Origin of the sequence: Pseudomonas sp. BF-RE-21 (assembly GCF_019947305.1) — a bacterium.
GTDB classification, from domain to species: domain Bacteria; phylum Pseudomonadota; class Gammaproteobacteria; order Pseudomonadales; family Pseudomonadaceae; genus Aquipseudomonas; species Aquipseudomonas migulae.
Genome location: NZ_JAGYGF010000006.1, coordinates 183430 through 210406 on the forward strand (window position 1 = coordinate 183430; position 26977 = coordinate 210406).

Below are 26977 nucleotides of genomic sequence, written 5' to 3' on the forward strand. Positions count from 1 at the left end.
ATTCCCTGGATATAAACGGTTTAAGGCAAAAGTCGAGCCGGCAACAGGCGCATCAACTGCGTATCGAACCAGGCCACGAAGGCCGGCGATGGCGCAGCATCGACCGCCAGGTACCACCAATCGGCGGCGGCGAAGGCACGGCACTTCACCGCGTCCTTTTCGGTCATCACCAACGGCAATGACGGTGTGAAATTCAAGGCCTGCACGCTGTACTCGGCGTGGTCGGCAAATGCATGCGGGACTGGCTGCCAGTGTAGCGTTTCGAGGGTCGTGAAGAAACGCTGCGGATTGCCGATCCCGGCCACGGCATGCAGCGCCTGGCCTGCTGGGAAGTGGTCAAGGGGACGGCGTTCGCCGCTGTGCAGGTTGACCAGTTCCGTGGGTTGCAGCTGGAAGGCAAAACCGTTGTCGCGATCATCGGTGGCGCCGTTGAACAGCACCGCGTCAACGCTTTGCAGGCGTTCGACCGGTTCGCGCAACGGTCCCGCAGGCAGGCAGCGCTGGTTGCCCAGGCCTCGGGCGGCGTCAATCAACACCAGCTCAAGGTCGCGGGCCAAACGGTAATGTTGCATGCCGTCGTCGGAGAGAATCAGGTCCAGAGGTTCGCTCGCCAGCAGCGCTTTGACCGCACTGCTGCGGTCCGGGTCGATCATCAACGGAACGCCGGTACGCTGGACGATCAGCAGCGGTTCGTCGCCGGCGATGTCGGCGCTTTGATCAGCCTCGACACGCCATGGCAGTTGCGGCGGTTTGGCGCCATAACCACGGCTGACCACGCCGACCCGCAAACCGCTGCGCTGACAATGCTGGATCATCCACAGAATCAGCGGCGTCTTGCCGGTGCCGCCCACCGTGATGTTGCCGACGACGATCAGCGGCACCGGTGGCTGATAAATCTCGCCCTCACCCGCCAGAAAGCGTTTGCGCTTGTTCATCACCACGCGCCGGTACAGCCACTCCAGCGGCTGCAACAGCTTCAGGGCCGGATGACCCTGGTACCACGCGGCGAGCAAGCGATCGGACATGGCCATCAGGGCGCGGGCTGCGCCGCCTCGACAGTGGTCATGCGCAGGTGACTGAAGCCGAGTTTGCCGGCGGCGTCCATGGCGGTGATGACCGATTGATGCTGGGTCTTGCCGTCCGCACTGATCGACAGCGGCAGGTTGGTGTCACCGTTGGATTCTTTTTGCAACGCGTCCATGAGCGCGGTCAGATCGTTCTTCTGCAAGACCTGATTGTTCACCGAGAACACGCCTTCGGCGCTGATGACCACGTCCAGGTGTTTAACCTGCTGGTCTTCGGCAGGCGAACCGCTGACCGCTTCGGGCAGATCGACGCGCAACTGGGTTTCACGGGTGAAGGTAGTGGTCACGACGAAAAACAGCAGCAGGATAAACACCACGTCGATCAGCGACGCGAGGTTGATGTCGACCGTTTCCCGCGGTTTGCGGCGGAATTTCACGCTTTTTTGCCCTCGGTCAGGTCCACGTCACGATCACCCTGTACCACCTCGACCAGCTTGATCGCTTCCTGCTCCATGCCCACCACCAGCTCATCGATGCGGCGTTGCAGGAAACGGTGGAAAAATACCGCAGGGATACCGACCATCAGACCAGCAGCTGTGGTGATCAAGGCCTTCGAAATACCACCGGCCAACACGGCGGCATTGGTGCCCATGCCCGTCCCCATGAACGCGCTGAAAATATCGATCATGCCCAGCACGGTGCCGAGCAAACCCAGCAACGGCGCCATGGCGGCGATGGTGCCCAGCGCATTGATGTAGCGCTCGAGCTCATGAATCACCCGCGCGGCGGCTTCTTCGATGCACTCTTTCATGATCTCGCGACCATGTCTGGAGTTGGCCAGGCCTGCCGCCAGAATCTCGCCCAATGGCGAATTGGCGCGCAATTCCTTGAGTTTTTCTTTATTGAGTTGCTTGTCCTTGATCCACACCCAGACCTGCCCGAGCAAGTGCTCCGGGGTCACACGACTGGCGCGCAGGGTCCAGAGACGCTCGGCGACGATCGCCATGGCCGCGATGGAACTCAGAATGATCGGCAGCATCATCCAGCCGCCGGATTTGACCAATTCCCACACAGTGACAGTCCCCTCGAAAAAGTGCGCCACTCTAACATAGGGGGTCGATGCACCGAAGACCGTGATGTCGCATCCGGTCGGGCTTTCATAACTCGCGGTTATTGCGTGGAACGCCAGAAACGCCGTTCTTGACGCATCGCCCACGGCGGATGGAAGCGTCCTAGGTGCAGACGGATGGCGCCCTGCTCGGCGCTGTCATGGATTTCCATACCGCGTTTTTTATAACGGGCCATGACCGTGGGGTGCGGGTGACCGAACGAATTGCCGTTGCCGCGAGAGATCAGCACGGCTTTGGGTTGCAACGCAGTGAGCAACGCCATCGACGACGAGCTGCGGCTACCGTGGTGCGGCGCCTGCAACCAATCGGTGGGCACTGCGAGCGGGCTGTCGAGCAGGGCGCGCTCGGCGGCGCTGTCGATGTCTCCGGTCAGCAATAATCGCTCGCCATTGGCTTCGATTTGCAGCACGCAGGACTTTTGATTGCGGTCCGTGGCCGAAGGCCATTGCCAGAGCTGAAACCTCACGCCGTCCCAGGTCCATTGCTGGCCACTCTCGCAGGCATCGGCGTGCAATTCGGCGGGCAGCGCCAAGGGATCACCGCTGAGCACCTGCTTAATCGGCAAACCATTGGCAACCGCTCGCGCACCACCAGCGTGATCGGCGTCGGCATGGCTGATCAACATCAGGTCGAGCTCGTTCACGCCGAGTTTGCGCATCGCTGGCAGAACCACTCGCTCGCCTAGATCGAAGTCGCCGAAGCGTGGTCCGGTGTCATACAGCAGCGTGTGATGGCGAGTCCGCACCAGAATCGCCAACCCCTGGCCGACATCCAGCTGCCAGACTTCAGCGATGCCCTCTGGCAAAAGTGGCCGTGGTGGAAAAACCAGCAACAGCAACAACGGCCAACCCAACGGGCGCAGCGGTACACCGCGAGGCATTAACAGAAGAAACGCGCCGAGCATGCCCAGTGCCCATATCCACAATGGAATCGCCACGGGCACCCACGCTGGCAATTGACCGGCCATCAACCCAAGGCCCTTGAACAGCCAGTCGATCAGACCACCCGCCAGCCACAACAAGCCCTCGCCCACATACGGCAGCGGCAACAATAGGGTTCCCAGCAAGGCCGGCGGCAATACCAGCAAACTGATCCAGGGCACCGCCAGCAGATTGGCGACCGGCCCGCTGAGACTGATCGGCAATCCCAACACCAGTAGCAACGGGCCCAGGCCGATCGCGATCAGCCATTGAGCACGGGTCCAGGTTTGCCACCATCGCCACGGCCCCAAGCGACCGCCGAAGGTGAAGATCAACACCGCCACTGCGGCGAAGGACAGCCAGAAACCCGGTTGCAGGCTCGCCAGCGGGTCCAGCAACAAAACAGCGTTGAGTGCCAGCAACAGCGGCCACCAGGCGCCGAGGTGACGAAATCGCAGGCGCCACAACAGCACCAGGCCGATCATCACGCAAGCCCGCCGCACCGGTACTTCGAACCCCGCCAGCAGTCCGTAACCAAGGGCGGCGGCGAATGCCAGTGCGCAGGCCCATGGCAGCCACGGCAAGCGGCTCGGCCACAGCCCATAACGAGCGAGTCCGGCAATCAGCAGGTAAACCACCCCCGCCAGCAAACCGATGTGCTGTCCGGAAATCACCAGCAAATGCACGGTGCCGGTGTCTTGCAGCACCTGCCAATCCTCACGACTCAGCCCGGCGCCATCCCCCAGCACCAGCGCAATCAACGCCCCGGTTCGCCCCTGGGTATCCACGGTTTGCAAACGCTGGCGGATGCTGTCGCGCCAGGCCCATCGGGCTTCCCTGAGCCGCTCGCCGTCCTTGATCGTTCCGGTAGCGCCGATGCGTTGTGCCAGCAGCCAGGCGTCGTAATCGAAGGCATGAGGATTGAGCAGCCCGGCAGGACGCTTCAACTTCACCGCGAGCCGCCAGCGTTCACCACTGTGGACCGGCGGTCCGTCATACCAGGCCAGGCGCATCCGTTGCGGCACCCTGGCCTGTCGCGACCGGACGTCTGTCAGTTCGAAACGCACACCCCCGTCATTGCTCTGTGGCAAACCGGTCACCCGCCCTTCGACCCAACGGGTTTCGCCATCGAGATTCGCTGGCAAACGATCATCCAGCGCCCACTGTGCATTTGCGCCGGCCCAACTGATGCCGAACAGAAAAAACGCCAATGGGTACGTGCGAAACGGCAGCACCATCAAACCCGTTACGGGCAACACCAGCCATAACCAGACCGGCGGTAATACCGGCAAAAAACGCAGAGCCAGCAGACCCAACGCCAGCGCCATCATCCCTGTGCGCATACGCCCGTCCTTGAGAGTCCCCTCCTAGGCATAGCCGGCTCGCGGCACGTGCATCGTTATTAATTGTCACAAAGTCTGAATGGGCGGCTCATAGAATCCAGACATACTTGCCGCCTTAACCGACCGAGAAGCCCTATGCCCCGGCGCTTATTCAAACGTTACATGCCAGACCCGATCAGCATCAGGGAACACAAATCCTTACGCTTTCTCGGCACGCTGTTGCATGACCCGAACCTCTGGCACCTCAACCGTCACTCGGTCGCACGGGCGATGGCGGTGGGTTTGTTTGCGGCGTTCCTGCCGATTCCGCTGCAGATGCTGGTGGCGGCGGTTCTGGCCATTGTCGTACGCGGCAATATGCCGATTGCGGTCAGTCTGGTCTGGCTGACTAATCCGATCACCATGCCTGCGGTGTTTTTTTGTACGTATCAGACCGGGGCGTGGTTGATGGATGTCCCGGCTCGTCATCTGCCGGATGAGTTGACCTGGGAGTGGATCAGCGGGGAGCTGTCTACGCTGTGGCAGCCGTTTTTGCTGGGGTCGGTTGTGGTGGGGCTGGTGTTGGGGGCGCTCGCGTATTGTTTGGTGATGATGTATTGGCGGTGGTGGGTGAGTCGGCAGTGGGCTCGGCGCAAGAAGAAGCGGATGTTGTGAATGCGGTAGCTGGGCGGGATTGGATCGGGGGGTACATATCCATTTCTGCGGTGACGGCGGCTATTGGTTTCGCCCTTACGGCGAGTCACTTGGAAGAGCCCCAAGTAACCAAGGGCTCTTGCCCCTTTCGTTCGGTGCCTCGCTAAGGCTCGCCATGCCCTCGCTCCGGTCCTGCTCCGTGGGCCCGCCGCCATCGGCCATCCATGGCCGGGGGCGGCTAACCCGGCATCCATGCCGGGTTGCCCACTACGCAGAACCTCCACTCGGCCTCTCGAGGGGGCGCTCAGATCAAAAGCGGAAGGCGAGCTAACGCTCGGCCTGATGAGTGGTGAAAAGCGAAAGCGCACGCAGATCCCTGTAGGAGCCGGCTTGCCGGCGAAAAACGCCCGGACACCGCGTTCATTCAGACGGCCCGCGTTATCGTTGACGTCCATCGCCAGCAAGCTGGCTCCTACAATTTTGAATCGTGTGAACCCAATCCCGCGTAGGAGCCGGCTTGCTGCGGGCGGCGTTCCGACGATAGCGGTGGGTCAGTCGACACACCTATCGCCTGAAACGACGCTATCGCCAGCAAGCCGGCTCCTACAGGGGTTTGTGTACATGTCGGGAATGAGTGAACGCATCAGAGAAGGACAACGCGGACAACTGAAGAGCCAGGTCGGCTTTCAGGCCGCCTCGGCGGCTGTGGCGGTGGTCGCCCCCTCGAGAGGCTGAGCGCAGGTTCTGCGCAGTGGGCAACCCGGCATGGATGCCGGGTTAGCCGCGCACGGCCAAGGATGGCCGATCGCGGCGGGCCCACGGAGCAGGACCGGAGCGAGGGCATGCCGAGCCTAGGCGAGGCACCGAACGAAAGGGGCAAGAGCCCTTTGGTTACTTTGGGGCTTTTCCAAAGTGACTCGCCGTAAGGGCGAAACCAATATCAGCCACTACCGAAGCAACGGATATGTACCCTTAAGTCCGCATCCCGCGACCACTAACCAACAACCGCGCACACCCGATATACAACACCACCGTCGCCACCAGCATGAACGTAATCGCCACACTGATCCTGATGTCCGAAACACCGAGGATGCCATAGCGAAACGCATTGACCATATGCAAAACAGGGTTCGCCAACGACACCGTCTGCCAAAACGGCGGCAACAACGAGATCGAGTAAAACACCCCGCCCAGATAAGTCAGCGGCGTCAGCACAAACGTCGGAATGATCGAGATGTCATCAAAGTTGCGCGCAAACACCGCGTTGATGAACCCCAGCAACGAGAAGATCGTCGCCGTCAGCACCACCACCAGAATGGTCACGCCCAGGTGATGCACCTGCAACTTGGTAAAGAACAGCGACAGCAACGTCACAATGAGCCCGACCATCAACCCGCGCAGCACGCCGCCCAGGGTGTAGCCGATCAGAATCGTGTGCGGCGACACCGGCGACACCATCAATTCCTCGATGGAACGCTGGAACTTGCTGCCGAAGAAGCTCGACACAACGTTGCCGTAGGAGTTGGTGATCACCGACATCATGATCAGCCCCGGCACGATGTATTCCATGTAGGTGAAACCACCCATGTCACCGATCTGCCGGCCGATCAGATTGCCGAAGATCACGAAGTACAAAACCATGGTGATCGCCGGCGGCAGCAGCGTCTGCGGCCAGATCCGGGTGAAGCGTTTGACCTCGCGATAAACGATGGTATTGAGCGCGACGAGATTGGGCTGCAGCTCGGAACTCATACCGCCACCTTCGACAGATTTTTCTCCACCAGGGACACGAACAACTCCTCGAGGCGATTGGTTTTGTTACGCAGGCTCAGCACTTCGATGTTCTGCTGCGCCAGTTGAGTGAACAGCGCGGTGATGCCCATGGACTTGTCGACCTGGACTTCAAGGGTATGGCCGTCGAGCAAACGGGTCGGGTAACCCAGCAACTGCGGCGCAACGCTCAGCATGTTTTTCGTGTCGAGCAGGAAGGTTTCCACATGCAGCTGGCCAAGCAGCTGTTTCATGCTGGTGTTCTCGACGATCGTACCGTGGTCGATGATGCCGATGTTGCGGCACAACTGCTCAGCCTCTTCCAGATAGTGCGTGGTGAGGATGATGGTGATGCCTTTCTGGTTCAGCTCGGTGAGGAACGTCCACATCGAACGACGCAGCTCGATATCGACCCCCGCCGTCGGTTCGTCGAGGATCAGCAGGCGCGGTTCGTGAACCAGCGCACGAGCGATCATCAAGCGACGCTTCATGCCGCCGGACAGTGAACGCGACGGCACATCGCGTTTGTCCCACAAACCGAGTTGGGTCAGGTATTGCTCGGCGCGTTCCTTGGCGATTTTCGGCGGGATGCCGTAATAACCGGCCTGGGTCACGACGATGTCGAAGGTTTTTTCGAACTGGTTGAAGTTGAATTCCTGGGGCACCACGCCGATGGAGCGCTTGAGCTGCGCAGGATTCTTGTCCAGGTCGTTGCCGAAGATATTCACTGTGCCGCTGGTTTTGTTCACCAGGGTCGAGAGAATGCCGATGGTCGTGGATTTGCCGGCGCCGTTGGGGCCGAGCAAGGCGAAAAAGTCACCTTCGGCGACGTCCAGATCGATACCACTCAGGGCCTGGAAACCGTTGCCGTAGGTTTTGGTTAGCTGCCGGATGGACAGAGCGGAACTCATATCGGATTTACGCACCAAGAAGGGAAGAAAGGGATCAATAAGGGCGGGCGGCGAGCATTGCAACCGCGGCGCATGAGCGCAATGGTGCTTGTCGCCGCCACACAAGTACAGTCAAGTGTGTCGATAGTGAGTATTAAGTCAACGCGGTCATAACAGCTTTCTTGTACGCCGCACGCTGCTTCAGCCGTGCATACCAGGCTTCCAGATGTGGCTGCGGCGCACGCTCGATCGGCATCTCGAACCAGGCATAAATGAAGCTGCCGAGGGGAATGTCGCCCATGCCGATTTCATCGCCGGACAAGTACGGTTTGGCCGCCAATGCCTGATCGGCCATTGCCAGCAAGCCATTGCACTCTTTGATTGCGGCGTTGATGGCGGGCCAGTCCTGTTGATCTGCCGGTGTGCGCAAGACACCCCAGAACACGGTGCGGAACGGCCCGGCAAAACTTGAAGTGGTCCAGTCCATCCATTTGTCGGCAGTGGCGCGGGCCTTCAGATCCGAGGGATACCAGGCGGTGTCGTTGGCGTGGCGGGCCATCAGGTAACGCACGATGGCGTTGGACTCCCACAGCACGAAGCCGTCGTCTTCAATCACCGGAACGCGACCGTTGGGATTCATCGCACGATACTCGGGCGTATCGACCACACCAAAGGCGCCGCCTGCATCGATGGCTTCATAGGCCAGGCCCAGTTCTTCGGCGGCCCACAAAGGTTTTCTGACATTCGACGAATTTTTCCGACCCCAGATCTTCAGCATGACCGCCTCTTGATAGATGAATGCGCAGGCAGCATACGCCGGATCAGCCGCGACTCAAATCGCTCTGCATGTCCCCCAACAGCGACGGCAACTGTTCGCTGAACAAGTGCGGATAGCACTTTTCCAGGTGTTCGAAAAAGAACGCCTCCGGCACATCGGTGAACTGACCGTGATCGATCAGGTACTCCATCAGTTGCTCGCCGTCACGATTGAACGGGTGGAAAACACTGTCATTGATCCCGTCGAATTCCAGCGGCGCAACGTTGAACATTTCGCAGAGTTTCTGGTTGAACGCCGGCGTGGCTTTGACCCAGCGATCGTTCAGGTACAGCTCTGTATAACCATGCATGGCGAACACGTCACTCTTGAGCAATTCCAGCAAACGCGGGGTCGACAAGTGATTGCGCACATCCGCCAGACCGATCCGCGCGGGAATCCCGCAATGCCGCGCCGCACCGGCGAGCAGCGTGGCCTTGGGCACGCAATAACTCTCACCGGTCGCCAGCGCATAACTGCCGCGCAAGGTCTCTGGATCGCGGCTGAACGTGTAAGGGTTGTAACGCACGGCCTCGCGCACTGCGTAATAGAGATTGATCGCCTGCTCGAGCGGATCGCGGTTACTGCCGCGATGTTTTTCGGCGAACTCCACCACCGACGGGTGGTCACTATCGATGAAGCGGCCGGGACGCAGATACTCGTGCATGAGGACAATCTCCTGGGGAAGCCACGAGTCTAGCGACAGGTTCAGCACAGAGATAACGACGTTTCGGCCAAACATGGACGCTTTGCCGCCCGCCCGGCGAACGATTTGCCCGGCCCGATGCCAATCGGTCCTACAAAACTCATCGAAGGTTTCCCACGATTTCAATCACCTCGCTCTGACCACCCTGTTTTGCGGATGCCGTCTAAGCTCTGAAGGTTGGTTTTGCCCTGGTTTCACGGAGGATTAAATATGCTGCTGTTGTGGATACTGGTTCTGGTTGTCGGGATTGCGTATTTAGCCCACCGCCGTATCGCCCCCCTACCCGCCCTGTGCATCGTTGCCGTTTATGTGGTCGCGATGGGCGCCTTCAGCCGTGCGCCTGGCTGGCTGCTGCTGGTGCTGTGGGTGTTGATCGCGGCCGTCGCAGCGCCCTTGTTGCTGCCCGACCTGCGCCGCAAATACTTCAGCGCGCCGCTGTTCAACTGGTTCCAGAAAACCCTGCCGCCGATGTCGGAAACCGAGCGCGATGCCATCGACGCCGGCACGGTGTGGTGGGACGGCGAACTGTTCAGCGGCCGCCCGGACTGGGACAAACTGCTGTCCTATCCCAAAGCTCAACTGACCGAAGAGGAACAAGCCTTCATCGATGGCCCGACCGATGAGCTGTGCGCGATGGTCACTGACTGGCAGATCGGCCAGGACATGGACCTGCCTGCCGAAGCCTGGACCCACATCAAGGAAAACGGCTTCTTCGCCCTGATCATTCCCAAGGAATACGGCGGCAAGGGTTTTTCTGCCTACGCCCACTCCCAGGTGGCCATGAAACTGGCGACCCGCAGCGGCGACCTCGCCTCCACTGTGATGGTCCCCAACTCCCTCGGCCCGGCTGAATTGCTGCTGCATTACGGCACCGACGAACAACGCAACCATTACCTGCCACGACTGGCGCGTGGCGATGACATCCCGTGCTTCGCCTTGACCGGACCACTGGCCGGCTCCGACGCCGGCTCGATGCCCGACACCGGGGTCATCTGCAAAGGTGAATGGGAAGGCAAGGAAACCCTCGGCCTGCGCCTGAACTGGGAAAAGCGCTACATCACCCTCGGCCCGGTCGCCACCCTCCTCGGCCTGGCCTTCAAGGCGTATGACCCGGATCACTTGCTGGGCGATGAAGTGGATCTGGGCATCAGCCTCGCGCTGGTCCCGACCGACACCACCGGTGTCGAGATCGGCCGTCGTCATCTGCCATTGGGCGCTGCTTTCATGAACGGCCCGAACTCCGGCAAGGACGTGTTCATTCCGCTGGACTTCCTCATCGGCGGCCAGGACATGCTGGGCAAAGGCTGGATGATGCTGATGAACTGCCTGTCGGTCGGGCGCTCGATTTCGTTGCCTGCGGTCGGCACTGGCGCGGCGAAGTTCACCAGCCTGGTGACAGGTCAATACGCGCAGATTCGTGAACAGTTCAACGTACCGTTGTCGGCGTTTGAAGGTATTCAGGAAGCCATGGCGCGCATCGGCGGCAACGCCTGGATGATGGACGCGGCGCGGATGCTCACCGCCAACGCGGTGGACCTGGGCGAGAAACCGTCGGTGCTGTCGGCGATTCTCAAGTACCACCTTACCGAACGTGGTCGCGAGTGCATCAGCCACGCCATGGATGTGCATGGCGGCAAGGCGATCATCATGGGGCCGAACAATTACCTCGGACGCAACTGGAATGGCGCGCCGATCTTCATCACCGTCGAAGGCGCGAACATTCTCTCGCGCAACTTGATGATCTTCGGCCAGGGGGCTATTCGCTGCCATCCATTCGTCCTGAAAGAAATGGCCCTCGCCGGGCGTGAAGACAAGGATCAGGCCCTCACCGAGTTCGATGGTTTGCTGCTCAAACACATCGGTTTTGCCGTGAGCAACGCCGCCAGCACACTGGTGCTGAACCTTGGTTTCGGTCAATTCGAACATGCACCGGGAGACAAGCTCAGCCAGGGGTATTTCCGTGCGCTCAACCGTCAGGCGGCTGCGTTCGCCCTGCTCGCGGACTTGAGCATGATGTTGCTGGGCGGTGAACTGAAACGTCGCGAACGTCTGTCGGCACGCTTGGGGGATGTGCTCAGCAACCTGTACCTGGCCTCCGCCGCGCTCAAGCGTTACCACGATCTCGACTCACCGGAACACATGGCGCCGCTGTTTACCTGGGCCATGGAAGAAAGCCTTGGTCAGTCGGAACGCGCGCTGGATGAATTGCTGACCAACTTCCCGAACAAGGTTTTGGGCTGCCTGTTGCGGGTGATTGTGTTCCCGCTCGGTCGCCGTCACAAAGGGCCGTCGGACAAACTCGGTGCAGAAGTGGCCGCGGTGATTGGCCGGGCCAAGGGCGATCCAACGCTCGAAGAATTGCTCGGTGGCTGCTTCCGCCCCCAGTCGGCCGATGACGCCGTCGGTGCCCTGCAACACACGTGTGACCTGTTGAACGCGGTGCAGCCGGTGCAGAAAAAACTCCACATGGCGCTCAAAAGCGGTCAGGTCAAACCGGTTGCCGGGGAAAACGTTATCGACGCCGCGCTGGAGGCGGGCGTGTTGCAGCCGGTGGAAGCGCACAACCTGCGCAATGCCGAAGTGGCGCGACGCAAGGTGATCGATGTCGACGATTTCGACAAAGAAGAGCTGAAGCTGGCTAAAGGAAAGGTCCGCTGATCCCGCTTGCGATGTAAAAAAGGGCGCAGGAGCTTTATACTCCCGCGCCCGTTTTGCTCTTGAGGACTTATCTCGTGTCCAACATCGTTGCCGATCATCTCGTTTTGCTCGACCACCTGCGCAGTATCCTGGTCGCCGTGGGTGAGGCCGATCAGGTTCCCGAAGAAAGCCATGCCTTGTTCCTGGAGCGCTTCGACGAACTGCGTGCGTTGCTGCCGGTCGACCCGATCGAAAGCCAATACCTGGGCCAGGACATCCTGTGCCAGGTGATCACCCGTTACCCGCAAATTGCTCACCTGGTCCCGCGTGACCTGTTGTGGTATTTCGCCGGTGACTGCCTGCACTACATGCCCGATGATGAAATCGACTTGTATCAGGCGCTGGAAGAACGTCGCTTCGAAGCTGAACAGAACGACGAACCGTTCGACTGGAATCAGGAAAAGCAGTTGCTGGCGATGTCGAACGACGACAGCAAGCACTGATCCCCGGTCAGAAATGCAAAAGGCCCGCATGGTTGAACATGCGGGCCTTTTTTTGTGGCATTGCGCAGAGATGTGGTGTCTGGGCGGACGCCTTCGCGGGCAAGCCTCGCTCCTACAGGTCCTGCACAAAAACCGTAGGAGCGAGGCTTGCCCGCGAAGGGGCCCGTCAGAGCAACCCATCACTCTCGGGCAACTCATACTCAGCCGCGACCTTGCCTGCCACACCGGGTTTACCCGGCTTGCTCAACGTCGGCTCCTTCCCAAGACATTCCACCAGATAGTCGATCAACACCCGCAGCTTCGGCGGCATGTAACGCGTCGGCGAATGCAGCAACCACGCCCCGCCGTGGTACGACGCCAGAAATGTCCAGTCCGGCAACACCTGCACAATCAAGCCCTGCTCCAGCGCATAACGCGCGGTGAAGTACGGCAGGCTGCCAATCCCGATGTGTTGCAACACCGCGCCCAGCCGCACACCGGTGTGATTGGCGGCATATCGCCCACGCACACCGACGGTGACGGCCTTGGTGCCTTTCTTGAATTTCCAGCGCGCATCACTCGGGGTCTCACCCAGGTAGATGCAACTGTGGTTGAGCAAGTCATGGGGATGGGTCGGCGTGCCGTGCTCGGCCAGGTACTGCGGGGTGGCGCAGAGCAAATGGTCGATGGTCAGCAACTGCCGCCCGACCAGCCCGGCAGGCGGCCGATCAGTGATACGAATCGCCAGATCGACGTTGTCGTCGATCAAATCCACCTGACGGTCTTCGAGTAACAGTTCCACATCCACTTTGGGATAACGCCGCAGAAATTCCGGCATATGTGGGTGAATCACGAATCGTCCTACGGCTTTGGGCACGCTGACTCGCACCAGCCCTTCCGCTTCATGGGTGAACTGACCGCTGATTTCCATCACCGACTTGGCTGCGCTGACCATCTCCTGACAACGCTTGAATACTTCCTCGCCTCCGTCGCTCAGCCGCAGTTTGCGCGTGGTGCGTTGCAACAGGCGCGTGGCGAGTGCCTTCTCCAGACGCGAGATGCTGCGACTGACCGCCGACGGTGAAGAACCCAGCTGACGCGCCGCTTCGGAGAAACTGCCGGTCTCGACAACCTTGACGAATATCGCCATTTCACCGAGCAACGGCAGAGGAAGATTTATGCTCACAGCGCAACAGTCCTTTGATGTTTGAACGGATTATCACGCAATTCCACGCTTCATATAATAAAAAACAAAATTTTTAATGAGGACATGGAATATGACGCTTCGCCTCTTTTTCCATAGTGATGACCTCAAGGCTAACGTGGAAGTCCTCGATTGCACGCCGCACGAGAACGAATTCGCCGTGGTGCTACGCGCCACACTCTTCCACCCTCAGGGCGGTGGACAACCCTTTGACACCGGCTGGATCGGCGAAAGCCAGGTACTGCGCGTGGTCCAGGACCCGGACCGGATCATCCATTTCGTCGACCGCCCCGTCCCTCTCGGCATGACCCAGATTCGCATCGATGAGCAACGTCGCCAGTTCAACGCACGGATGCATTCCGCCGGCCATCTGATCGGTCATTTCGTCCAGGCCATGGGCTGGATGCCGATCAAGGCGCATCACTGGCCGGGCGAGGGACGCGTGCAGTTCAAACCGGTGGATTGCGCGCAGGAGGTTGACGCCCGGACCATCGAGTCCGGCATAGAACAATGGATCGCCCATGACCTGCCGCGCCTGACATCGTTGCGCGAAGGCGCCCGGGAAATCGGTTTCGGTGAACTGCCCGCCTACGGCTGCGGCGGCACCCATGTACGTAGCCTGAAGGAATTGGGCACGGTCACGATCGCTTCCGTTTCGCAGAAGAAAGGAACGCTGTCAGTCCACTACAGCGTGGACTGAGCATTTGGACGATGCCGATTCCGGCATCGCCTGGCGCCGGGGGGCCTGCATTCGCGGGCTCCGTTGACTATCCGATAGATGGACCTGAACCATGATGCTTGACGTCGAGCGTCTCGATGAGACGTGCATAAAAAAACTGGCCAACGAAGAAGTCCTCGCCATCCGGGTCAAAAGCTTCCTGGCCCCGCCGCTGGCGATTCAGATCGGCGACAAGATTCTCGAGCCCGGTTTCGAAGGCTATATCAACGCACCGAGCATCGGTCGTATCGGCATGGCGTTTTATGAGGCTGAAAACCAGCCACTGCTGATCGAAGACTATTTCGAACGCGCCACGCGCAACATCGCGGAACTGCGCAACCGTTGCGCGCCCTACTCGTCCCCGGTCGACACCCTGCGCTGCATGCTCGATGAGTCCTGGCCGGCGGGCGCGCATCTGGAAAACCTCTACGGCCGCAAGATGTATGTCGGCTTGTCCCGAGTGGTGAAACCCGGCGTGTGCTTTCTGGCCCACCACGACATCTTCGCCAAGGACGCTCCCGACAGTTACCAGGCCAGAAGCCTCGATGCGCAGTTCGCCTGCAATGTTTACCTGAACATGCCCACCGAAGGCGGCGCGCTGCAGATGTGGGACCACGACATTTCTCCCGACCAGTTCGATGAAATGCGTGGCGACAGTTACGGCATCGATCCGGCGCTGCTCGGCGCTCCGATCCTGGAGGTCCTTCCGCAACCCGGTGACTTCATCATGTTCAATTCGCGCTGCATGCACTCGGTGACACCGGGCGTGGCCGATCCGCGCCTGAGCCTTTCTTTCTTTGTCGGCTATCGCGGCAATGCTTCACCCCTTACTTTCTGGAGTTGAGATGCAGTTTTCGAATTACCTGGGCGAGTTCCTGGCGCTGGCGACAATTCACTTTCTGGCCGTGGTCGCCCCCGGACCGGACTTTGCGGTCACCATCCGCCAGAGCGTGCGTTTCGGTCGGTGGGTAGGCATCTGTACGGCGCTGGGCATCGGCGCGGGCATTTCCGTGCACGTGCTTTACACCCTTCTTGGCGTCGGCGCGCTGATGCACACCACGCCCTGGCTGCTGACTGTGGCCAAGGTCATCGGCGGTGCCTACATTTTGTACCTGGGTGTGAGCCTGTTGCGCAGCAAGCCCAAATCCGCGCTGGAAGGTGATAAAGAAGCCGACGAGCCGGTCGTCGAACAAACGCTGCTGAAGGCGTTCACCACCGGGTTTCTGACCAACGCGACCAATCCCAAGGCCACGCTGTTTTTCCTGGCGATCTTCACCACCCTCATCAGTGCCACGACCCCGCTGAACATCCAGGCGCTTTACGGCCTCTGGATGTGTTTCGTGAACGCACTGTGGTTTGTCATCGTTGCCCTGTTCTTCTCCAGCAGCCGGGTGCGCGTGCTGTTCATGCGCATGGGGCATTGGTTCGAACGCACCATGGGGGTGATTCTGATCCTGTTCGCCGGGCGCCTGATTCTGTCGATGTAAAAACCCGCCCACGCAAAAGGCCCGCTCAGTCTGACTGGCGGGCCTTTTTTTTTGGCTTGGATATAAATTTTGCACAAACAAAAACGCCGCTCAATGAGCGGCGTTTTTGTGAATTTGGAGCGGGAAACGAGACTCGAACTCGCGACCCCGACCTTGGCAAGGTCGTGCTCTACCAACTGAGCTATTCCCGCAAATGGCGTCCCCTAGGGGACTCGAACCCCTGTTACCGCCGTGAAAGGGCGGTGTCCTAGGCCACTAGACGAAGGGGACACGCTGCCCGGAACACATGGTGTGTGTTTCGGTGCCCAGACCCGCATCCGAAGACTTGGTTCTGGTTTCACTCAGCCCTGCCCGAAAGCAACGCTGTTTAAAATTGGAGCGGGAAACGAGACTCGAACTCGCGACCCCGACCTTGGCAAGGTCGTGCTCTACCAACTGAGCTATTCCCGCATATTGGCGTCCCCTAGGGGACTCGAACCCCTGTTACCGCCGTGAAAGGGCGGTGTCCTAGGCCACTAGACGAAGGGGACACACGTACAACATTCACTCCCTACCGCGTTTCGCTGTGTGCTTTACGCTGTAAGTGGCGCGCATTCTATGGATGGATTGAGGGGTCGTCAACCCCCAGATATAAATTTATTTAAATCAATGACTTCGCCCTGCTTTAAGCAACGAATACGGCTTTTTGCTCGCCCTGTGTTTGACGCCTATATTCTGACACCCGCCAAGACGTTATAGTCCACCCACGCAACAGATGATGGCAATGTGCACCAAGCACACTATTACTTATATAAGCAGGTTTGCGGTCGATACAGGCATAAGCCTGTTCGTTTCAACCCGTCGAGCGGCCCTATGCGCTCCCCTGCCAAGCCACTACACTCGCACGCGAATCCCATAAAGAGGTCTTACCGGTGACACCACTCATGATCACCCTGCTAGTCGTAGCCGGGATCGCACTATTGATCGCCATTGGGTACATGAACCATGTGGTGGAAAACAACAAACTGGAAAAGGCCCGCACCAAGGTTGAGCTTAACGACCGCCTGCGTCGCTGTGGCGAAATTACCGAAACGTTCCCTGGCCAGCTGATGACTCCGGCTCTCAAGCTGTTGTTGACCCGCCTGGAACTGAACGTCTGCCAGCGCCTGTTGAATCTGGAAAAATCCAGCGCCAACCTCAAGGTGCGGATCAGCGAACTGAACACCCTTGTCGCGCAGGGCGAATCGATCCCGGTCAACAACCCGCCGGCACCGATCCAGACCGAAGCCAAGGCCAAGGATGTACGCTTCCTGCTCGAGGCCCTACACGGTCAGATCACCCGCGCGGCACAGGACGGTTTCCTGCCAACCAACGAAGCCAAACGCTGGATCCGCGAAGTTCGCCACATCCTGGTTCTGTTGCACATCGAATTCTTCAACAACCTCGGCCAGCACGCCCTGCAACAAAACCAGCCTGGCCAGGCTCGCCTGGCGTTCGAACGTGGTGTGCAATACCTGCGCAAACAACAGGAACCACAGGTCTACGCCGAACAACTCGAATACCTGGAAAAGCTCCTGGCCCGTGCGAATGCACAAGTCATGGACAAAACTGCGCCGGCTGAAGGCGAAGTGAACCAATTGACCGAAGGCCTCAAAGACGTCGAGGCGGATGCGGACTGGAAGAAGAGAGTGATTTACGACTGATCACGCAAAGATGAAGAGCCACCGACAAGGTGGCTTTTTTTTGCGTTGGGTTTTAGCGGCGGGTACATCCGGAGAAGATTGGGCGGCTGTCAGGCCGTCATCGCCGGCAAGCCGGCTCCTACAAAGGGCGTGGTACATCCGCGAGAATCAGGTCGGTTGTCAGGCCGTCATCGCTGGCAAGCCAGCTCCTACAAAGGGCGTGGTACATCCGCGAGAATCAGGTCGGTTGTCAGGCCGTCATCGCTGGCAAGCCAGCTCCTACAAAGGGCGTGGCACATCCGCGAGAATCAGGTCGGTAGTCAGGCCGCCATCGCCAGCAAGCCGGCTCCTACAAAGGGCGTGGTACATCCGAGAGAATCAGGTCGGTAGTCAGGCCGCCATCGTCGGAACGCCGCCCGCAGCAAGCCGGCTCCTACAAAGGGCGTGGTACATCCGCGAGAATCAGGTCGGTTGTCAGGCCGCCATCGCCGGCAAGCCGGCTCCTACAGGGGATCGCGTTTGCTTTCGCTTCTCACCACTCATCAGGCCGAGCGTTAGCTCGCCTTACGCTTTTGATTTTGATCTGCCCGCCCCTTCGGGAGGCTGAGTGGAGGTTCTGCGCAGTGGGCAACCCGGCATGGATGCCGGGTTAGCCGCCCCCGGCCATGGATGGCCGATGGCGGCGGGCCCACGGAGCAGGACCGGAGCGAGGGAACGCCGAGCCTTAGCGAGGGGCCGGACGCCGGGGCGAGACCTTTTGGTTCCTTTTGGGGCGTTTGCCAAAAGGGACTCGCCGTAAGGGCGAAACCGTAAGTGGCCGTTACACCAAGAATGGATATGTACACCAACAAGAGATAGGTCGGCTGTCAGGCCGCCATCGCCGGCAAGCCGGCTCCTACAAGGGCCATACCGATCAAAGCCGGAAATGCCCGACCATCCCCTTCAACTCAACCCCCAACTGCGCCAACTCGATACTCGACGCCGCATTCCCCTGCATCGCCAACGAAGACTGATCCGCACTCGCACGAATACTGGTCACACTGCGATTGATCTCCTCAGCCACAGAACTCTGCTCCTCGGCAGCCGCTGCAATCTGCTGGTTCATCTGTTGAATCAACGACACCGCCGCAGCAATACTGCCCAAGGCACTTTCGGTCTGAAGCGCATCACTGACCGCCAGTTTCACCAACTCGCCACTGCTCTGAATCTGATGCACCGACGACTGCGCCGCCGAACGCAAGGCGCTGACCAGACGTTCAATCTCCTCGGTCGATTGCTGAGTCCGCTTCGCCAGCGCCCGCACTTCATCGGCAACCACCGCAAACCCCCTGCCCTGCTCGCCGGCCCGTGCAGCCTCGATGGCCGCGTTCAGCGCCAACAGGTTCGTCTGCTCAGCCACACTCTTGATCACGCTGAGCACCGTGCCAATATTCTGAATCTCCGCACTCAGGCTCTCGATGCTGGAACTGGCCGAGGACGCCGAGTCGGCCAGCTGCTCGATCCGCGCCATGCTCTGGCGCACGACCACCTGGCCACTTTCGACCTTGTCGTCCGCCGTCTGCGCAGCCTGGGCAGCTTCTTCCGCGTTACGTGCAACATCGTGCACGGTGGCGGTCATCTGGTTCATTGCAGTTGCGACCTGCTCGGTTTCTTCTTTCTGACTGCTGACTTCAAGATTGGTCTGTTCGGTCACCGCCGACAGCGATTGCGCGGAACTGGCCAATTGCTCGATGCCCGCCTGCAAACCGCTGACAATGCTGCTGAGCCCCGCGCCCATTTGCTGCATGGCCTGCATCAGTTGGCCGATCTCGTCCCGGCGGGTCACTTCAACCGTCGCACTCAAATCGCCCGCGGCAATCTGCTGAGCCACACGGATCACACTGCGCAATGGCCCCACGATCAATCGGGTAATCACCCACGCCGCGATCAGCCCGACCAGCAAGGCCAGGGCCGATGAACCGATAATCAGCAGCGAATTCTTTTTCAGCTCGGCCTGCATCGACTGGTCTTCGGCAACATAGGCCTGATCCACCCGCTCCACCACCTGCGCGGCGCGCTGATGCAGCTGTTCATAGACGGTTTTTTCCTGGGCCAGCAGGCCGGTGTACTCGGCAAGTTTTTCGCTGAAACCGCCAATGTGCCCGACCACCTCATTGAGGACCGTCTGATAGCCCTCGTCCTTGACCGTGGTTTTCAACTGCTCGGCCTGAGCCAGCGCCTGGTCGGCCTGCTCGATCTTGCCTTGGCTGGCACTGTCATCGCCCTTGCGGCTCTGGTCCAGACGCACGCGCGCCTCGTTCATGGCTTGCAACATCAGCCGCGATACCTGGCTGACTTGATTGGCCTGTTCGATGAACTGGCTGCCGTCCTTGCCCTCGGAGTCCTTCAAGGTATAAGCGCCATCGTCGGCGAGACCGGCCTGCAACACATCAAGGTTGTTGGCCACGCTGGACACCGACCAACTAGCCATTTCCAGCGCCAGGTCCTTGGCCTGACTCAGCGAGACAAATTCGTCAAACGCCTTGCGATAAGCTCCCAGCGATTGCTCGACGTCGTTCATCACCGGAACGTTGGCCGGTGATTGCGCCTTGAGCTGATTCGCCAGGACGACCAGGCCTTCAACGCCCTCGTGCAACGCAGTGACGATTTTCGGGTTGCCGTGCAAGGCGTATTCCTGCTCAAGCAACCGCACCTTGAGCAAGCCACTGTTGAGCGACGACATCTGTTTGAGCCCGTCGAAGCGCTGGCTGATGGTTTGCAGGGACCATACGCCGATGGCCGCCACCAGGGCTGTCAACAGCAGCACCAGCAGAAACCCGACACCCAGTTTTTTTGCCATACCGAGGTTGGCAAAACGTCCTTGCACGGCCGAAATCATTGCACTTAGTCCCCTGACATAGTCTGTTAACGCAGATTCGCAACGGGCCTGTGTCAACACAAGTCTCTGGCGTCGGAATAATGGCAAAAAGCTACGCCAACGTCGTTTTCAGAACGCTTGAGGTCGATTCAAAGCGGTGGCCTGAAAAAACGCCCGGGCTCGCGGATCACAGGCATAGGCCACATTGATACGCTGCCAGTCACCGGCCTCGCCGGCAGGACTGAAGGCTGTCGCGCAAGACAGCAGGACACCGTGGCGTCGAGCCTGAATCCGCAGGTGAGCGTAGTCGGACTTGCGCGATCGCGCCCAGATGAACAGGCCCCCGACGGGTTTGCCAAAGACCTCCCACTCGGCGTCTTCCAGCATCTGCAATGCGGCCTCTCGGTCACCGCTCAGACGTTGCCGCAGGCGCAGCACCAACTTGCGATAGGCACCGCTAGCCAACAGGCAGGCCAGCACCGACTCGCAAAACCCGGAAGTACCCAGGCTGCTGATCCTCTTGACCTCGGCCAGCCTTGAAATGACTTCCGCGCCAGCCACTACAAAGCCGACCCGCAACGAACTGCTGAGAATCTTGGAATAGCTGCCGAGGTAAATCACGTTGTCATCGGTCTCCATGGCAGCGAGTCGCACGCCCGGGCCACTGTGCAAATCCGCGTAGACATCGTCTTCGATCACCAGCGCGCCATGGGTTTTCGCCAGTTGCAGGACCCGCTCCGCCACCGCCGGCGTCAGGCTGCTGCCCGTCGGGTTGTGATAGAAGCTGTTGATGAACAATGCCCGGGGCTTGTTCTCCCGCAGCAGTACCGTGAGCGCTTCGATGTCCGGCCCGCGCGGCGTGCGCGGTACCTCAAGCATGTTGACACCCCGCAGCCTGAGCAACTCGAACAGCAAGGAATAACCGGGGCTTTCCACCACCACGCAATCACCCGGCTTGAGCAAGGTGCGCACGATCAGGTCAAGCCCCTGACTGGCGCCCGCGGTTGTCATGATTCGACTTTCTTCTGCGGCGATATCCAGCAGCCTCAGGCGCTTGAGGATTTGCTGACGCAACGCCCGCAAACCCAACGGCGTGCTGTAGTTGAACAGCGCAGCCATGTCCGTGCGACTGACCTCACGGATCGCGTAGCTCAGGTCGTCGGTTTCACGCCAGCTTTCGGGAAGCCCGCCACTCCCCAGCGGCAGCTCACCCTCCCTGCTGCGTGAATTGACCTCTGTACCTTCTAACCACGGCGAGTCCGCAGCGACCAACGCCGGGGTTGCGACGACGAACCCCGCGCCATGACGTGGCGCCAGCATGCCTTGGGCCACCAGCCGCTCACAGGCCTCAACGACGCTGGTCTGACTGAGCAAGTTGACCCGTGCAATTTGCCGCGCAGAAGGCAAACGCGTCCCCGCCTCTATTTCGCTCTGACGCAGCCAGCAAGCCAGCGCGTCGACGATTTGCTGTACGACCGGCACCATTGCCTGTCGATCGATTCTCAATTCCATGAGCAAGCAAACTCCTGTTTGTTTCGCGGAAAACAGTTAATCACAGCAACGCTGGATGGGCTGTGCGACAACGCCGCCAAAACTCACGGATCTAACCATTTGAAACACATTGCCCGAGCCATTCCCCAGGCAAAAAAAAAACCCGCACACGTGGCGGGTTTTCTTGCGGTGCATGGCCCGGCTTCAGAACGCCGTGACGCCACCGTCCACCGCCAGCGAATGACCGGTGGTGAACGCGGCACCGTCGCTGCACAAGTACAGCACGGCACTGGCGATTTCTTCGACCTTGCCGATGCGACCCACCGGGTGCATGGCGCTGGCGAATTCGCCCTTCTTCGGATCCGCTTCATAGGCGCGGCGGAACATGTCGGTGTCGATCACCGCCGGGCATACCGCGTTCACGCGAATCTTTTTCTTGGCGTATTCGATTGCCGCCGATTTGGTCAGGCCGATCACCGCGTGCTTCGACGCCGCATAGATGCTCATCTTCGGCGCGGCACCGAGGCCAGCTACCGAAGCCGTGTTGACGATCGCGCCACCGCCCTGAGCCAGCAACAACGGCAGCTGATACTTCATGCACAGCCAGACGCCTTTGACGTTGACGCCCATGATCGCGTCGAATTCGTCGACCGTGCCTTCGGCCAGTTTGCCTTTCTCGATTTCAATGCCCGCGTTATTGAAGGCGTAGTCGAGACGGCCGTAGGTATTCACCACTTCGTCCATCAGATTTTTTACATCGCTTTCCAGGGTGACGTTGCAACGCACGAAGGTCGCTTCGCCGCCCGCCGTACGAATCAGCGCCACGGTGCCTTCACCGCCTGCGGTGTCCATGTCGGCCACCACCACTTTCAACCCTTCGGCGGCGAACGCTTGGGCGGTCGCGCGGCCGATACCATTGGCGGCGCCCGTGACTACAGCGACCTGGCCGGAAAACGTCATGCTCATTGTGATGCCCTCGAAGTGAAGAATGTGCAGGTTAGCGTGCGACCAGTCTAGCCACAGGCACGACCCGCGCGGCAGCACTATCAGAAGCCCGGTTAAGTGACCATGAGTTGCAGTGATAAAACCACCAGACCGACTATCACTGCACTGGATCGATGTGCATTCGCCGCATCAGCCGAACTTGCGGGGTCGTCCATGAAGGTCTATCAACAAGGCTTCATTCATCTTGAGTGCCTGTCATGACTACCCAGACCAATCGCCAGTTCCTGCTCGCCAAACGTCCGGTGGGCGCGGCGACCCGCGAGACATTTACCTATCAGCAAGTCCCGGTCGGCGAACCGGCCACGGGTCAGATCCTGGTCAAAAACGAATACCTGTCCCTGGACCCGGCCATGCGTGGCTGGATGAACGAGGGCAAGTCCTACATCCCGCCGGTCGGTATCGGCGAAGTCATGCGCGCACTGGGCGTAGGCAAAGTCGTGGCATCCAGCCATCCGGGGTTTGCGGTCGGGGACTACGTCAACGGCGCCCTGGGTGTGCAGGATTACTTCCTCGGCGAGCCGCGCGGCTTCTATAAAGTCGATCCGAAACTGGCACCGCTGCCACGTTACTTGTCCGCGCTGGGCATGACCGGGATGACGGCCTACTTCGCCCTGCTCGATGTCGGCGCACCGAAGGAAGGTGACACCGTGGTACTTTCCGGCGCGGCCGGTGCGGTAGGCAGCATCGCCGGGCAGATCGCCAAGATCAAAGGCTGCCGCGTGATCGGCATCGCGGGCGGCGCGGACAAGTGCAAGTTCCTGATCGACGAGCTGGGTTTTGACGGTGCCATCGATTACAAGAGCGAAGACGTCGTCGCCGGCCTCAAGCGCGAATGCCCGAAAGGTGTGGACGTGTATTTCGATAACGTCGGCGGCGATATTCTCGACGCCGTGCTGAGCCGTCTCAACCTGAAGGCACGAGTGGTGATTTGCGGCGCCATCAGCCAGTACAACAACAAGGAAGCGGTCAAAGGGCCGGCCAACTATTTGTCGCTGCTGGTCAACCGCGCACGCATGGAAGGCTTTGTGGTGATGGACTATGCCGCACAGTTCGCCGCGGCCGGGCAGGAAATGGCCGGGTGGATGGCCAAGGGGCAGCTCAAGAGCAAGGAAGATATTGTCGAAGGGCTGGAGACGTTCCCGGAGACGCTGATGAAGTTATTCAGCGGCGAGAATTTCGGCAAGTTGGTGTTGAAGGTATAAAAAGCTTCGCGGGCAAGCCTCGCTCCTACAGGTCAGTGTCGTTCGCGGAGTACGTGCACGACGTGATACCTGTAGGAGCGAGGCTTGCCCGCGAATGGTTTTAGCAGGCGCCGCTTAAGCGATTTCGGCTACGACGTCAGCCAACGCCTTGGCCGGATCCGCCGCCTGGCTGATCGGACGGCCGATCACCAGGTAATCGGAACCGGCATCCAGTGCCTGACGCGGCGTCAGAATGCGGCGCTGATCGTCCTGGGCGCTGCCCGCAGGACGAATCCCCGGGGTCACCAGTTGCAACGACGGGTGAGCCGATTTCAAGGCCTGGGCTTCCAGCGCCGAGCACACCAGACCGTCCATCCCGGCTTTTTCCGCCAGCGCAGCCAGGCGCAACACTTGCTCCTGCGGTTCGATATCCAGACCGATGCCGGCCAGATCTTCACGCTCCATGCTGGTCAGCACGGTCACGCCAATCAGCAGCGGTTTCGGGCCGGTGCGCTGATCGAGCACTTCACGGCAAGCCGCCATCATGCGCAGACCACCGGAGCAGTGCACGTTGACCATCCACACGCCCATTTCCGCCGCGGCTTTTACTGCCATGGCGGTGGTGTTCGGGATGTCGTGGAACTTGAGGTCCAGGAACACTTCGAACCCCTTGTCGCGCAAGGTGCCGACGATTTCCGACGCGCAGCTGGTGAACAGTTCCTTGCCGACTTTGACCCGGCACAGTTTCGGGTCCAACTGGTCGGCCAGCTTCAGTGCGGCGTCACGGGTGGGGAAATCCAGGGCGACGATGATAGGAGTCTGGCAGACGGACATGTGCGGGCTCTCAGGCAGGACGAAATCGGCGCGCATTGTAGCGGAACCAGCGCGGCTGCGGGACCCGATGATCGGTAAATCGTCGTCGGCGCTCAGCCAAGCCTAGCCCTTTCGCCGATTGTGTCGAGACCGATACACTCACGACACGCCCACAACACCCTTCCCCGCTACCCTCGGCAGCCGCAACACGTCCTTACAGCACTTCCCGCCTCCGGGCCGGACGCCTATGCTGAAGCCACAACCTCGCAGCCCATCTTTGTGGTTGGCAGCCTACCTGGCAGATGAACGCACGCATGCACAACACCCACGCACCTGTGAACGACGATCAAAAAGCGCCCGGCGATGACAAACGCTGGAGCATTCGCGCCCTGATCGTCGACGATGACGTCCCGATCCGCGAACTGATGATCGACTACCTGGCCCGTTTCAACATCCACGCCAGCGGCGTCACCGATGGCGCGGCCATGCGCCTGGCGCTGCAAGCGGAGCATTTCGACGTGGTGGTGCTCGACCTGATGCTGCCCGGCGAAGACGGTCTGTCGCTGTGCCGCTGGTTGCGCGCCGAATCGGACATTCCGATCCTGATGCTCACCGCGCGTTGCGAACCCACCGACCGGATCATCGGCCTGGAACTGGGTGCCGACGATTACATGGCCAAACCGTTCGAACCACGGGAGCTGGTCGCACGGATTCAGACCATTCTGCGTCGGGTGCGCGACGACCGCACCGAACAGCGTGCGAATATTCGCTTCGACAACTGGCGCCTGAACAGCGTGCTGCGCCAGTTGATCGCGGCGGATGGCCTGGTGGTGCCGCTGTCCAACGCCGAGTTCCGCTTGCTCTGGGTGTTCATCGAACGTCCGCGCCGGGTGCTCAGCCGTGAACAATTGCTGGATGCGGCGCGCGGTCGTTCGATAGAAGCCTTTGATCGCAGCATCGACCTGCTGGTTTCGCGTCTGCGCCAGAAACTCGGGGACGACCCGAAAGCCCCACAGTTGATCAAAACCGTTCGCGGCGAGGGTTACCTGTTCGATGCACGAGACATCGGCTGATGCGTGCGCGCTTCGATACGCTGTTCGGTCGCCTGTTTGGCGTGCTGCTGGTGGCGATCATCCTGGCGCATCTGCTGGCGTTTGCCTGGTTTCATCATTACGGCCCACCTCCGCCGCCGCCCCCGCCCGAGTTCGCCCAAGGCTTCGACGGACCACGCCCGCCGCCGGACCCGCGTTTCGAAAACCGGCCACCACGGCCATGGTTCGGCGGGCCGCTGGTGCCACTTACCTTCCAGCTGATTTCGCTGATCATCGCCGCCTGGTACGGCGCCAAACTGTTGAGTCGGCCGATCCAGCGCCTGAGCGACGCCGCCGAGCGCCTGAGCGAGAACCTCGACAGCCCGCCGCTGGATGAGTCCGGCCCACGGGAGGCCCGGCAAGCGGCCTACACCTTCAACCTGATGCAAAAACGCATCATCGAACAGATGCAGCAGCGTTCGCGGATGCTCGGCGCGGTGTCCCACGACCTGCGCACGCCGCTGTCACGCCTCAAGCTGCGGCTGGAACAGATCGACGACGACAAGCTGCAAGGCCAGATGCGCCAGGATCTGGACGACATGATCAGCATGCTCGACGCCACCCTCACCTACCTGCACGAGCAGCGTACCAGTGAGGCACCGCAGTGGATGGACGTGCAGGCGCTGGTCGAATCCTTGAGCGAAAACGCCCAGGACCAGGGCTCCGATGTCCAGGCCAGCGGCCATTGCGCACCGTTGCAAGTGCAGCCGATGGCGTTGCGCTCGTGCATCAACAATCTGCTGGATAACGCACTGCGTTATGCCGGCCAGGCGCAGGTCGTGCTTGAGGACAATCGCGAGCACCTGGTGATCCGGGTCATCGACCATGGGCCGGGGATTGCGGCAGATAAACGTGAAGCGGTGTTTGAACCATTCTTCCGCCTGGAAGGTTCGCGCAATCGCAACTCCGGCGGTGTCGGTCTGGGCATGACCATTGCGCGTGAAGCGGCTGAACGATTGGGTGGGCAATTGAATCTGGAAGAAACGCCTGGCGGCGGTTTGACCGCCGTAATCCGACTGCCCCGCACCTGAATCCCCACATAAATCCACTGTGGGAGCGGGCTTGCTCGCGAAAGCGGTGGGTCAGTCAACATCAATGCTGAATGATCCACCGCTTTCG

Annotated in this window: 23 protein-coding genes, 4 tRNA genes and 1 pseudogene; 10 read left to right on the forward strand and 18 right to left on the reverse strand. The window is 60.1% G+C overall.

What is annotated here, in order from left to right:
- Positions 1-20: 20 nt before the first annotated feature.
- The 4 genes from lpxK to KGB25_RS07240 all read right to left on the reverse strand — a co-directional run bounded on the left by lpxK (position 21) and on the right by KGB25_RS07240 (position 4418).
- Positions 21-1031, reverse strand: coding sequence for a tetraacyldisaccharide 4'-kinase (gene lpxK, locus KGB25_RS07225; RefSeq protein ID WP_008045104.1), 1011 nt, complete (start codon positions 1029-1031; stop codon positions 21-23).
- Positions 1031-1462, reverse strand: a complete 432-nt coding sequence (locus tag KGB25_RS07230) for an ExbD/TolR family protein (protein ID WP_223434699.1) — start codon at positions 1460-1462, stop codon at positions 1031-1033. Before KGB25_RS07230 ends, lpxK begins: the two co-directional genes overlap by 1 nt.
- Complete coding sequence (locus tag KGB25_RS07235; RefSeq protein ID WP_008045105.1) at positions 1459-2097, reverse strand: MotA/TolQ/ExbB proton channel family protein; 639 nt, start codon at positions 2095-2097, stop codon at positions 1459-1461. The genes KGB25_RS07230 and KGB25_RS07235 overlap by 4 nt, the downstream gene beginning before the upstream one ends.
- 98 nt (positions 2098-2195) lie before the next feature.
- Complete coding sequence (locus KGB25_RS07240; protein ID WP_223434700.1) at positions 2196-4418, reverse strand: DNA internalization-related competence protein ComEC/Rec2; 2223 nt, start codon at positions 4416-4418, stop codon at positions 2196-2198.
- Positions 4419-4553: 135 nt separating this feature from the next.
- Here KGB25_RS07240 and KGB25_RS07245 point away from each other — a divergent pair, with 135 nt between their 5' ends.
- Positions 4554-5072, forward strand: coding sequence for a DUF2062 domain-containing protein (locus tag KGB25_RS07245; protein WP_008031552.1), 519 nt, complete (start codon positions 4554-4556; stop codon positions 5070-5072).
- A 951-nt stretch (positions 5073-6023) separates the two neighbouring features.
- Here KGB25_RS07245 and KGB25_RS07250 read toward each other — a convergent pair.
- From KGB25_RS07250 to KGB25_RS07265, 4 genes are all read right to left on the reverse strand, one after another.
- Positions 6024-6803, reverse strand: coding sequence for an ABC transporter permease (locus KGB25_RS07250; RefSeq protein WP_008032943.1), 780 nt, complete (start codon positions 6801-6803; stop codon positions 6024-6026).
- The gene (locus KGB25_RS07255) at positions 6800-7732 is read right to left on the reverse strand and encodes an ABC transporter ATP-binding protein (RefSeq protein WP_008032944.1); all 933 of its coding nucleotides are present in this window, start codon (positions 7730-7732) and stop codon (positions 6800-6802) included. The genes KGB25_RS07250 and KGB25_RS07255 overlap by 4 nt, the downstream gene beginning before the upstream one ends.
- Before the next feature lie 133 nt (positions 7733-7865).
- Positions 7866-8489, reverse strand: a complete 624-nt coding sequence (locus KGB25_RS07260) for a glutathione S-transferase family protein (protein ID WP_192420268.1) — start codon at positions 8487-8489, stop codon at positions 7866-7868.
- A gap of 43 nt (positions 8490-8532) precedes the next feature.
- Positions 8533-9192: a transglutaminase-like domain-containing protein gene (locus tag KGB25_RS07265; RefSeq protein ID WP_008045164.1), complete on the reverse strand. Its 660-nt coding sequence runs from the start codon at positions 9190-9192 to the stop codon at positions 8533-8535.
- 249 nt (positions 9193-9441) lie between these two features.
- Here KGB25_RS07265 and KGB25_RS07270 point away from each other — a divergent pair, with 249 nt between their 5' ends.
- Both KGB25_RS07270 and KGB25_RS07275 read left to right on the forward strand, forming a co-directional pair.
- Positions 9442-11889: an acyl-CoA dehydrogenase gene (locus KGB25_RS07270; protein ID WP_223434701.1), complete on the forward strand. Its 2448-nt coding sequence runs from the start codon at positions 9442-9444 to the stop codon at positions 11887-11889.
- 74 nt (positions 11890-11963) lie between these two features.
- Entirely contained in the window at positions 11964-12371 is a 408-nt protein-coding gene (locus KGB25_RS07275) for a PA2817 family protein (protein ID WP_008032949.1), read from the forward strand.
- A gap of 166 nt (positions 12372-12537) precedes the next feature.
- On the opposite strand, the gene KGB25_RS07280 is transcribed toward KGB25_RS07275, so the two are convergent.
- Complete coding sequence (locus tag KGB25_RS07280; protein WP_008036719.1) at positions 12538-13536, reverse strand: LysR family transcriptional regulator; 999 nt, start codon at positions 13534-13536, stop codon at positions 12538-12540.
- A gap of 91 nt (positions 13537-13627) precedes the next feature.
- Here KGB25_RS07280 and KGB25_RS07285 point away from each other — a divergent pair, with 91 nt between their 5' ends.
- The 3 genes from KGB25_RS07285 to KGB25_RS07295 all read left to right on the forward strand — a co-directional run bounded on the left by KGB25_RS07285 (position 13628) and on the right by KGB25_RS07295 (position 15759).
- Positions 13628-14254 (forward strand): alanyl-tRNA editing protein, encoded by a 627-nt coding sequence (locus KGB25_RS07285; RefSeq protein ID WP_207286710.1) that lies wholly within the window; start codon positions 13628-13630, stop codon positions 14252-14254.
- Between the two features lie 91 nt (positions 14255-14345).
- Positions 14346-15116, forward strand: a complete 771-nt coding sequence (locus KGB25_RS07290; protein WP_008036716.1) for a 2OG-Fe(II) oxygenase — start codon at positions 14346-14348, stop codon at positions 15114-15116.
- Position 15117: 1 nt separating this feature from the next.
- Positions 15118-15759, forward strand: coding sequence for a LysE family translocator (locus KGB25_RS07295; protein ID WP_008032957.1), 642 nt, complete (start codon positions 15118-15120; stop codon positions 15757-15759).
- Positions 15760-15874: 115 nt separating this feature from the next.
- Here KGB25_RS07295 and KGB25_RS07300 read toward each other — a convergent pair.
- From KGB25_RS07300 to KGB25_RS07315, 4 genes are all read right to left on the reverse strand, one after another.
- Positions 15875-15950 (reverse strand) — tRNA-Gly (locus KGB25_RS07300).
- Between the two features lie 3 nt (positions 15951-15953).
- Positions 15954-16029 (reverse strand) — tRNA-Glu (locus KGB25_RS07305).
- A 104-nt stretch (positions 16030-16133) separates the two neighbouring features.
- Positions 16134-16209, reverse strand: a tRNA-Gly gene (locus KGB25_RS07310).
- A gap of 4 nt (positions 16210-16213) precedes the next feature.
- A tRNA-Glu gene (locus tag KGB25_RS07315) sits at positions 16214-16289 on the reverse strand.
- A 393-nt stretch (positions 16290-16682) separates the two neighbouring features.
- Between KGB25_RS07315 and KGB25_RS07320 the strand changes: the two genes are divergently transcribed.
- Entirely contained in the window at positions 16683-17441 is a 759-nt protein-coding gene (locus tag KGB25_RS07320) for a hypothetical protein (protein WP_032832315.1), read from the forward strand.
- An 892-nt stretch (positions 17442-18333) separates the two neighbouring features.
- On the opposite strand, the gene KGB25_RS30530 is transcribed toward KGB25_RS07320, so the two are convergent.
- The 4 genes and pseudogenes from KGB25_RS30530 to KGB25_RS07335 all read right to left on the reverse strand — a co-directional run bounded on the left by KGB25_RS30530 (position 18334) and on the right by KGB25_RS07335 (position 22734).
- A complete protein-coding gene (locus tag KGB25_RS30530) occupies positions 18334-19215 on the reverse strand; it encodes a methyl-accepting chemotaxis protein (protein ID WP_411737737.1) in 882 nt (293 codons plus the stop codon).
- A 27-nt stretch (positions 19216-19242) separates the two neighbouring features.
- A pseudogene (locus KGB25_RS30535) lies at positions 19243-20298 on the reverse strand (methyl-accepting chemotaxis protein); the annotation flags it as partial.
- 108 nt (positions 20299-20406) lie between these two features.
- Positions 20407-21789, reverse strand: coding sequence for a PLP-dependent aminotransferase family protein (locus tag KGB25_RS07330; protein WP_223434702.1), 1383 nt, complete (start codon positions 21787-21789; stop codon positions 20407-20409).
- Positions 21790-21972: 183 nt separating this feature from the next.
- Positions 21973-22734, reverse strand: coding sequence for an SDR family oxidoreductase (locus KGB25_RS07335; RefSeq protein ID WP_008041586.1), 762 nt, complete (start codon positions 22732-22734; stop codon positions 21973-21975).
- A 236-nt stretch (positions 22735-22970) separates the two neighbouring features.
- Between KGB25_RS07335 and KGB25_RS07340 the strand changes: the two genes are divergently transcribed.
- Complete coding sequence (locus KGB25_RS07340; RefSeq protein WP_192227925.1) at positions 22971-23975, forward strand: NADP-dependent oxidoreductase; 1005 nt, start codon at positions 22971-22973, stop codon at positions 23973-23975.
- A gap of 114 nt (positions 23976-24089) precedes the next feature.
- Here the strand turns inward: KGB25_RS07340 and pyrF are convergent, their stop codons facing one another.
- Positions 24090-24788, reverse strand: a complete 699-nt coding sequence (gene pyrF / locus KGB25_RS07345; protein WP_167362965.1) for an orotidine-5'-phosphate decarboxylase — start codon at positions 24786-24788, stop codon at positions 24090-24092.
- A gap of 293 nt (positions 24789-25081) precedes the next feature.
- Between pyrF and KGB25_RS07350 the strand changes: the two genes are divergently transcribed.
- Both KGB25_RS07350 and KGB25_RS07355 read left to right on the forward strand, forming a co-directional pair.
- Positions 25082-25840 (forward strand): response regulator, encoded by a 759-nt coding sequence (locus tag KGB25_RS07350; protein ID WP_008029291.1) that lies wholly within the window; start codon positions 25082-25084, stop codon positions 25838-25840.
- Positions 25840-26889, forward strand: coding sequence for a sensor histidine kinase (locus tag KGB25_RS07355; protein ID WP_223434703.1), 1050 nt, complete (start codon positions 25840-25842; stop codon positions 26887-26889). The genes KGB25_RS07350 and KGB25_RS07355 overlap by 1 nt, the downstream gene beginning before the upstream one ends.
- The last annotated feature ends 88 nt before the right edge of the window (positions 26890-26977 follow it).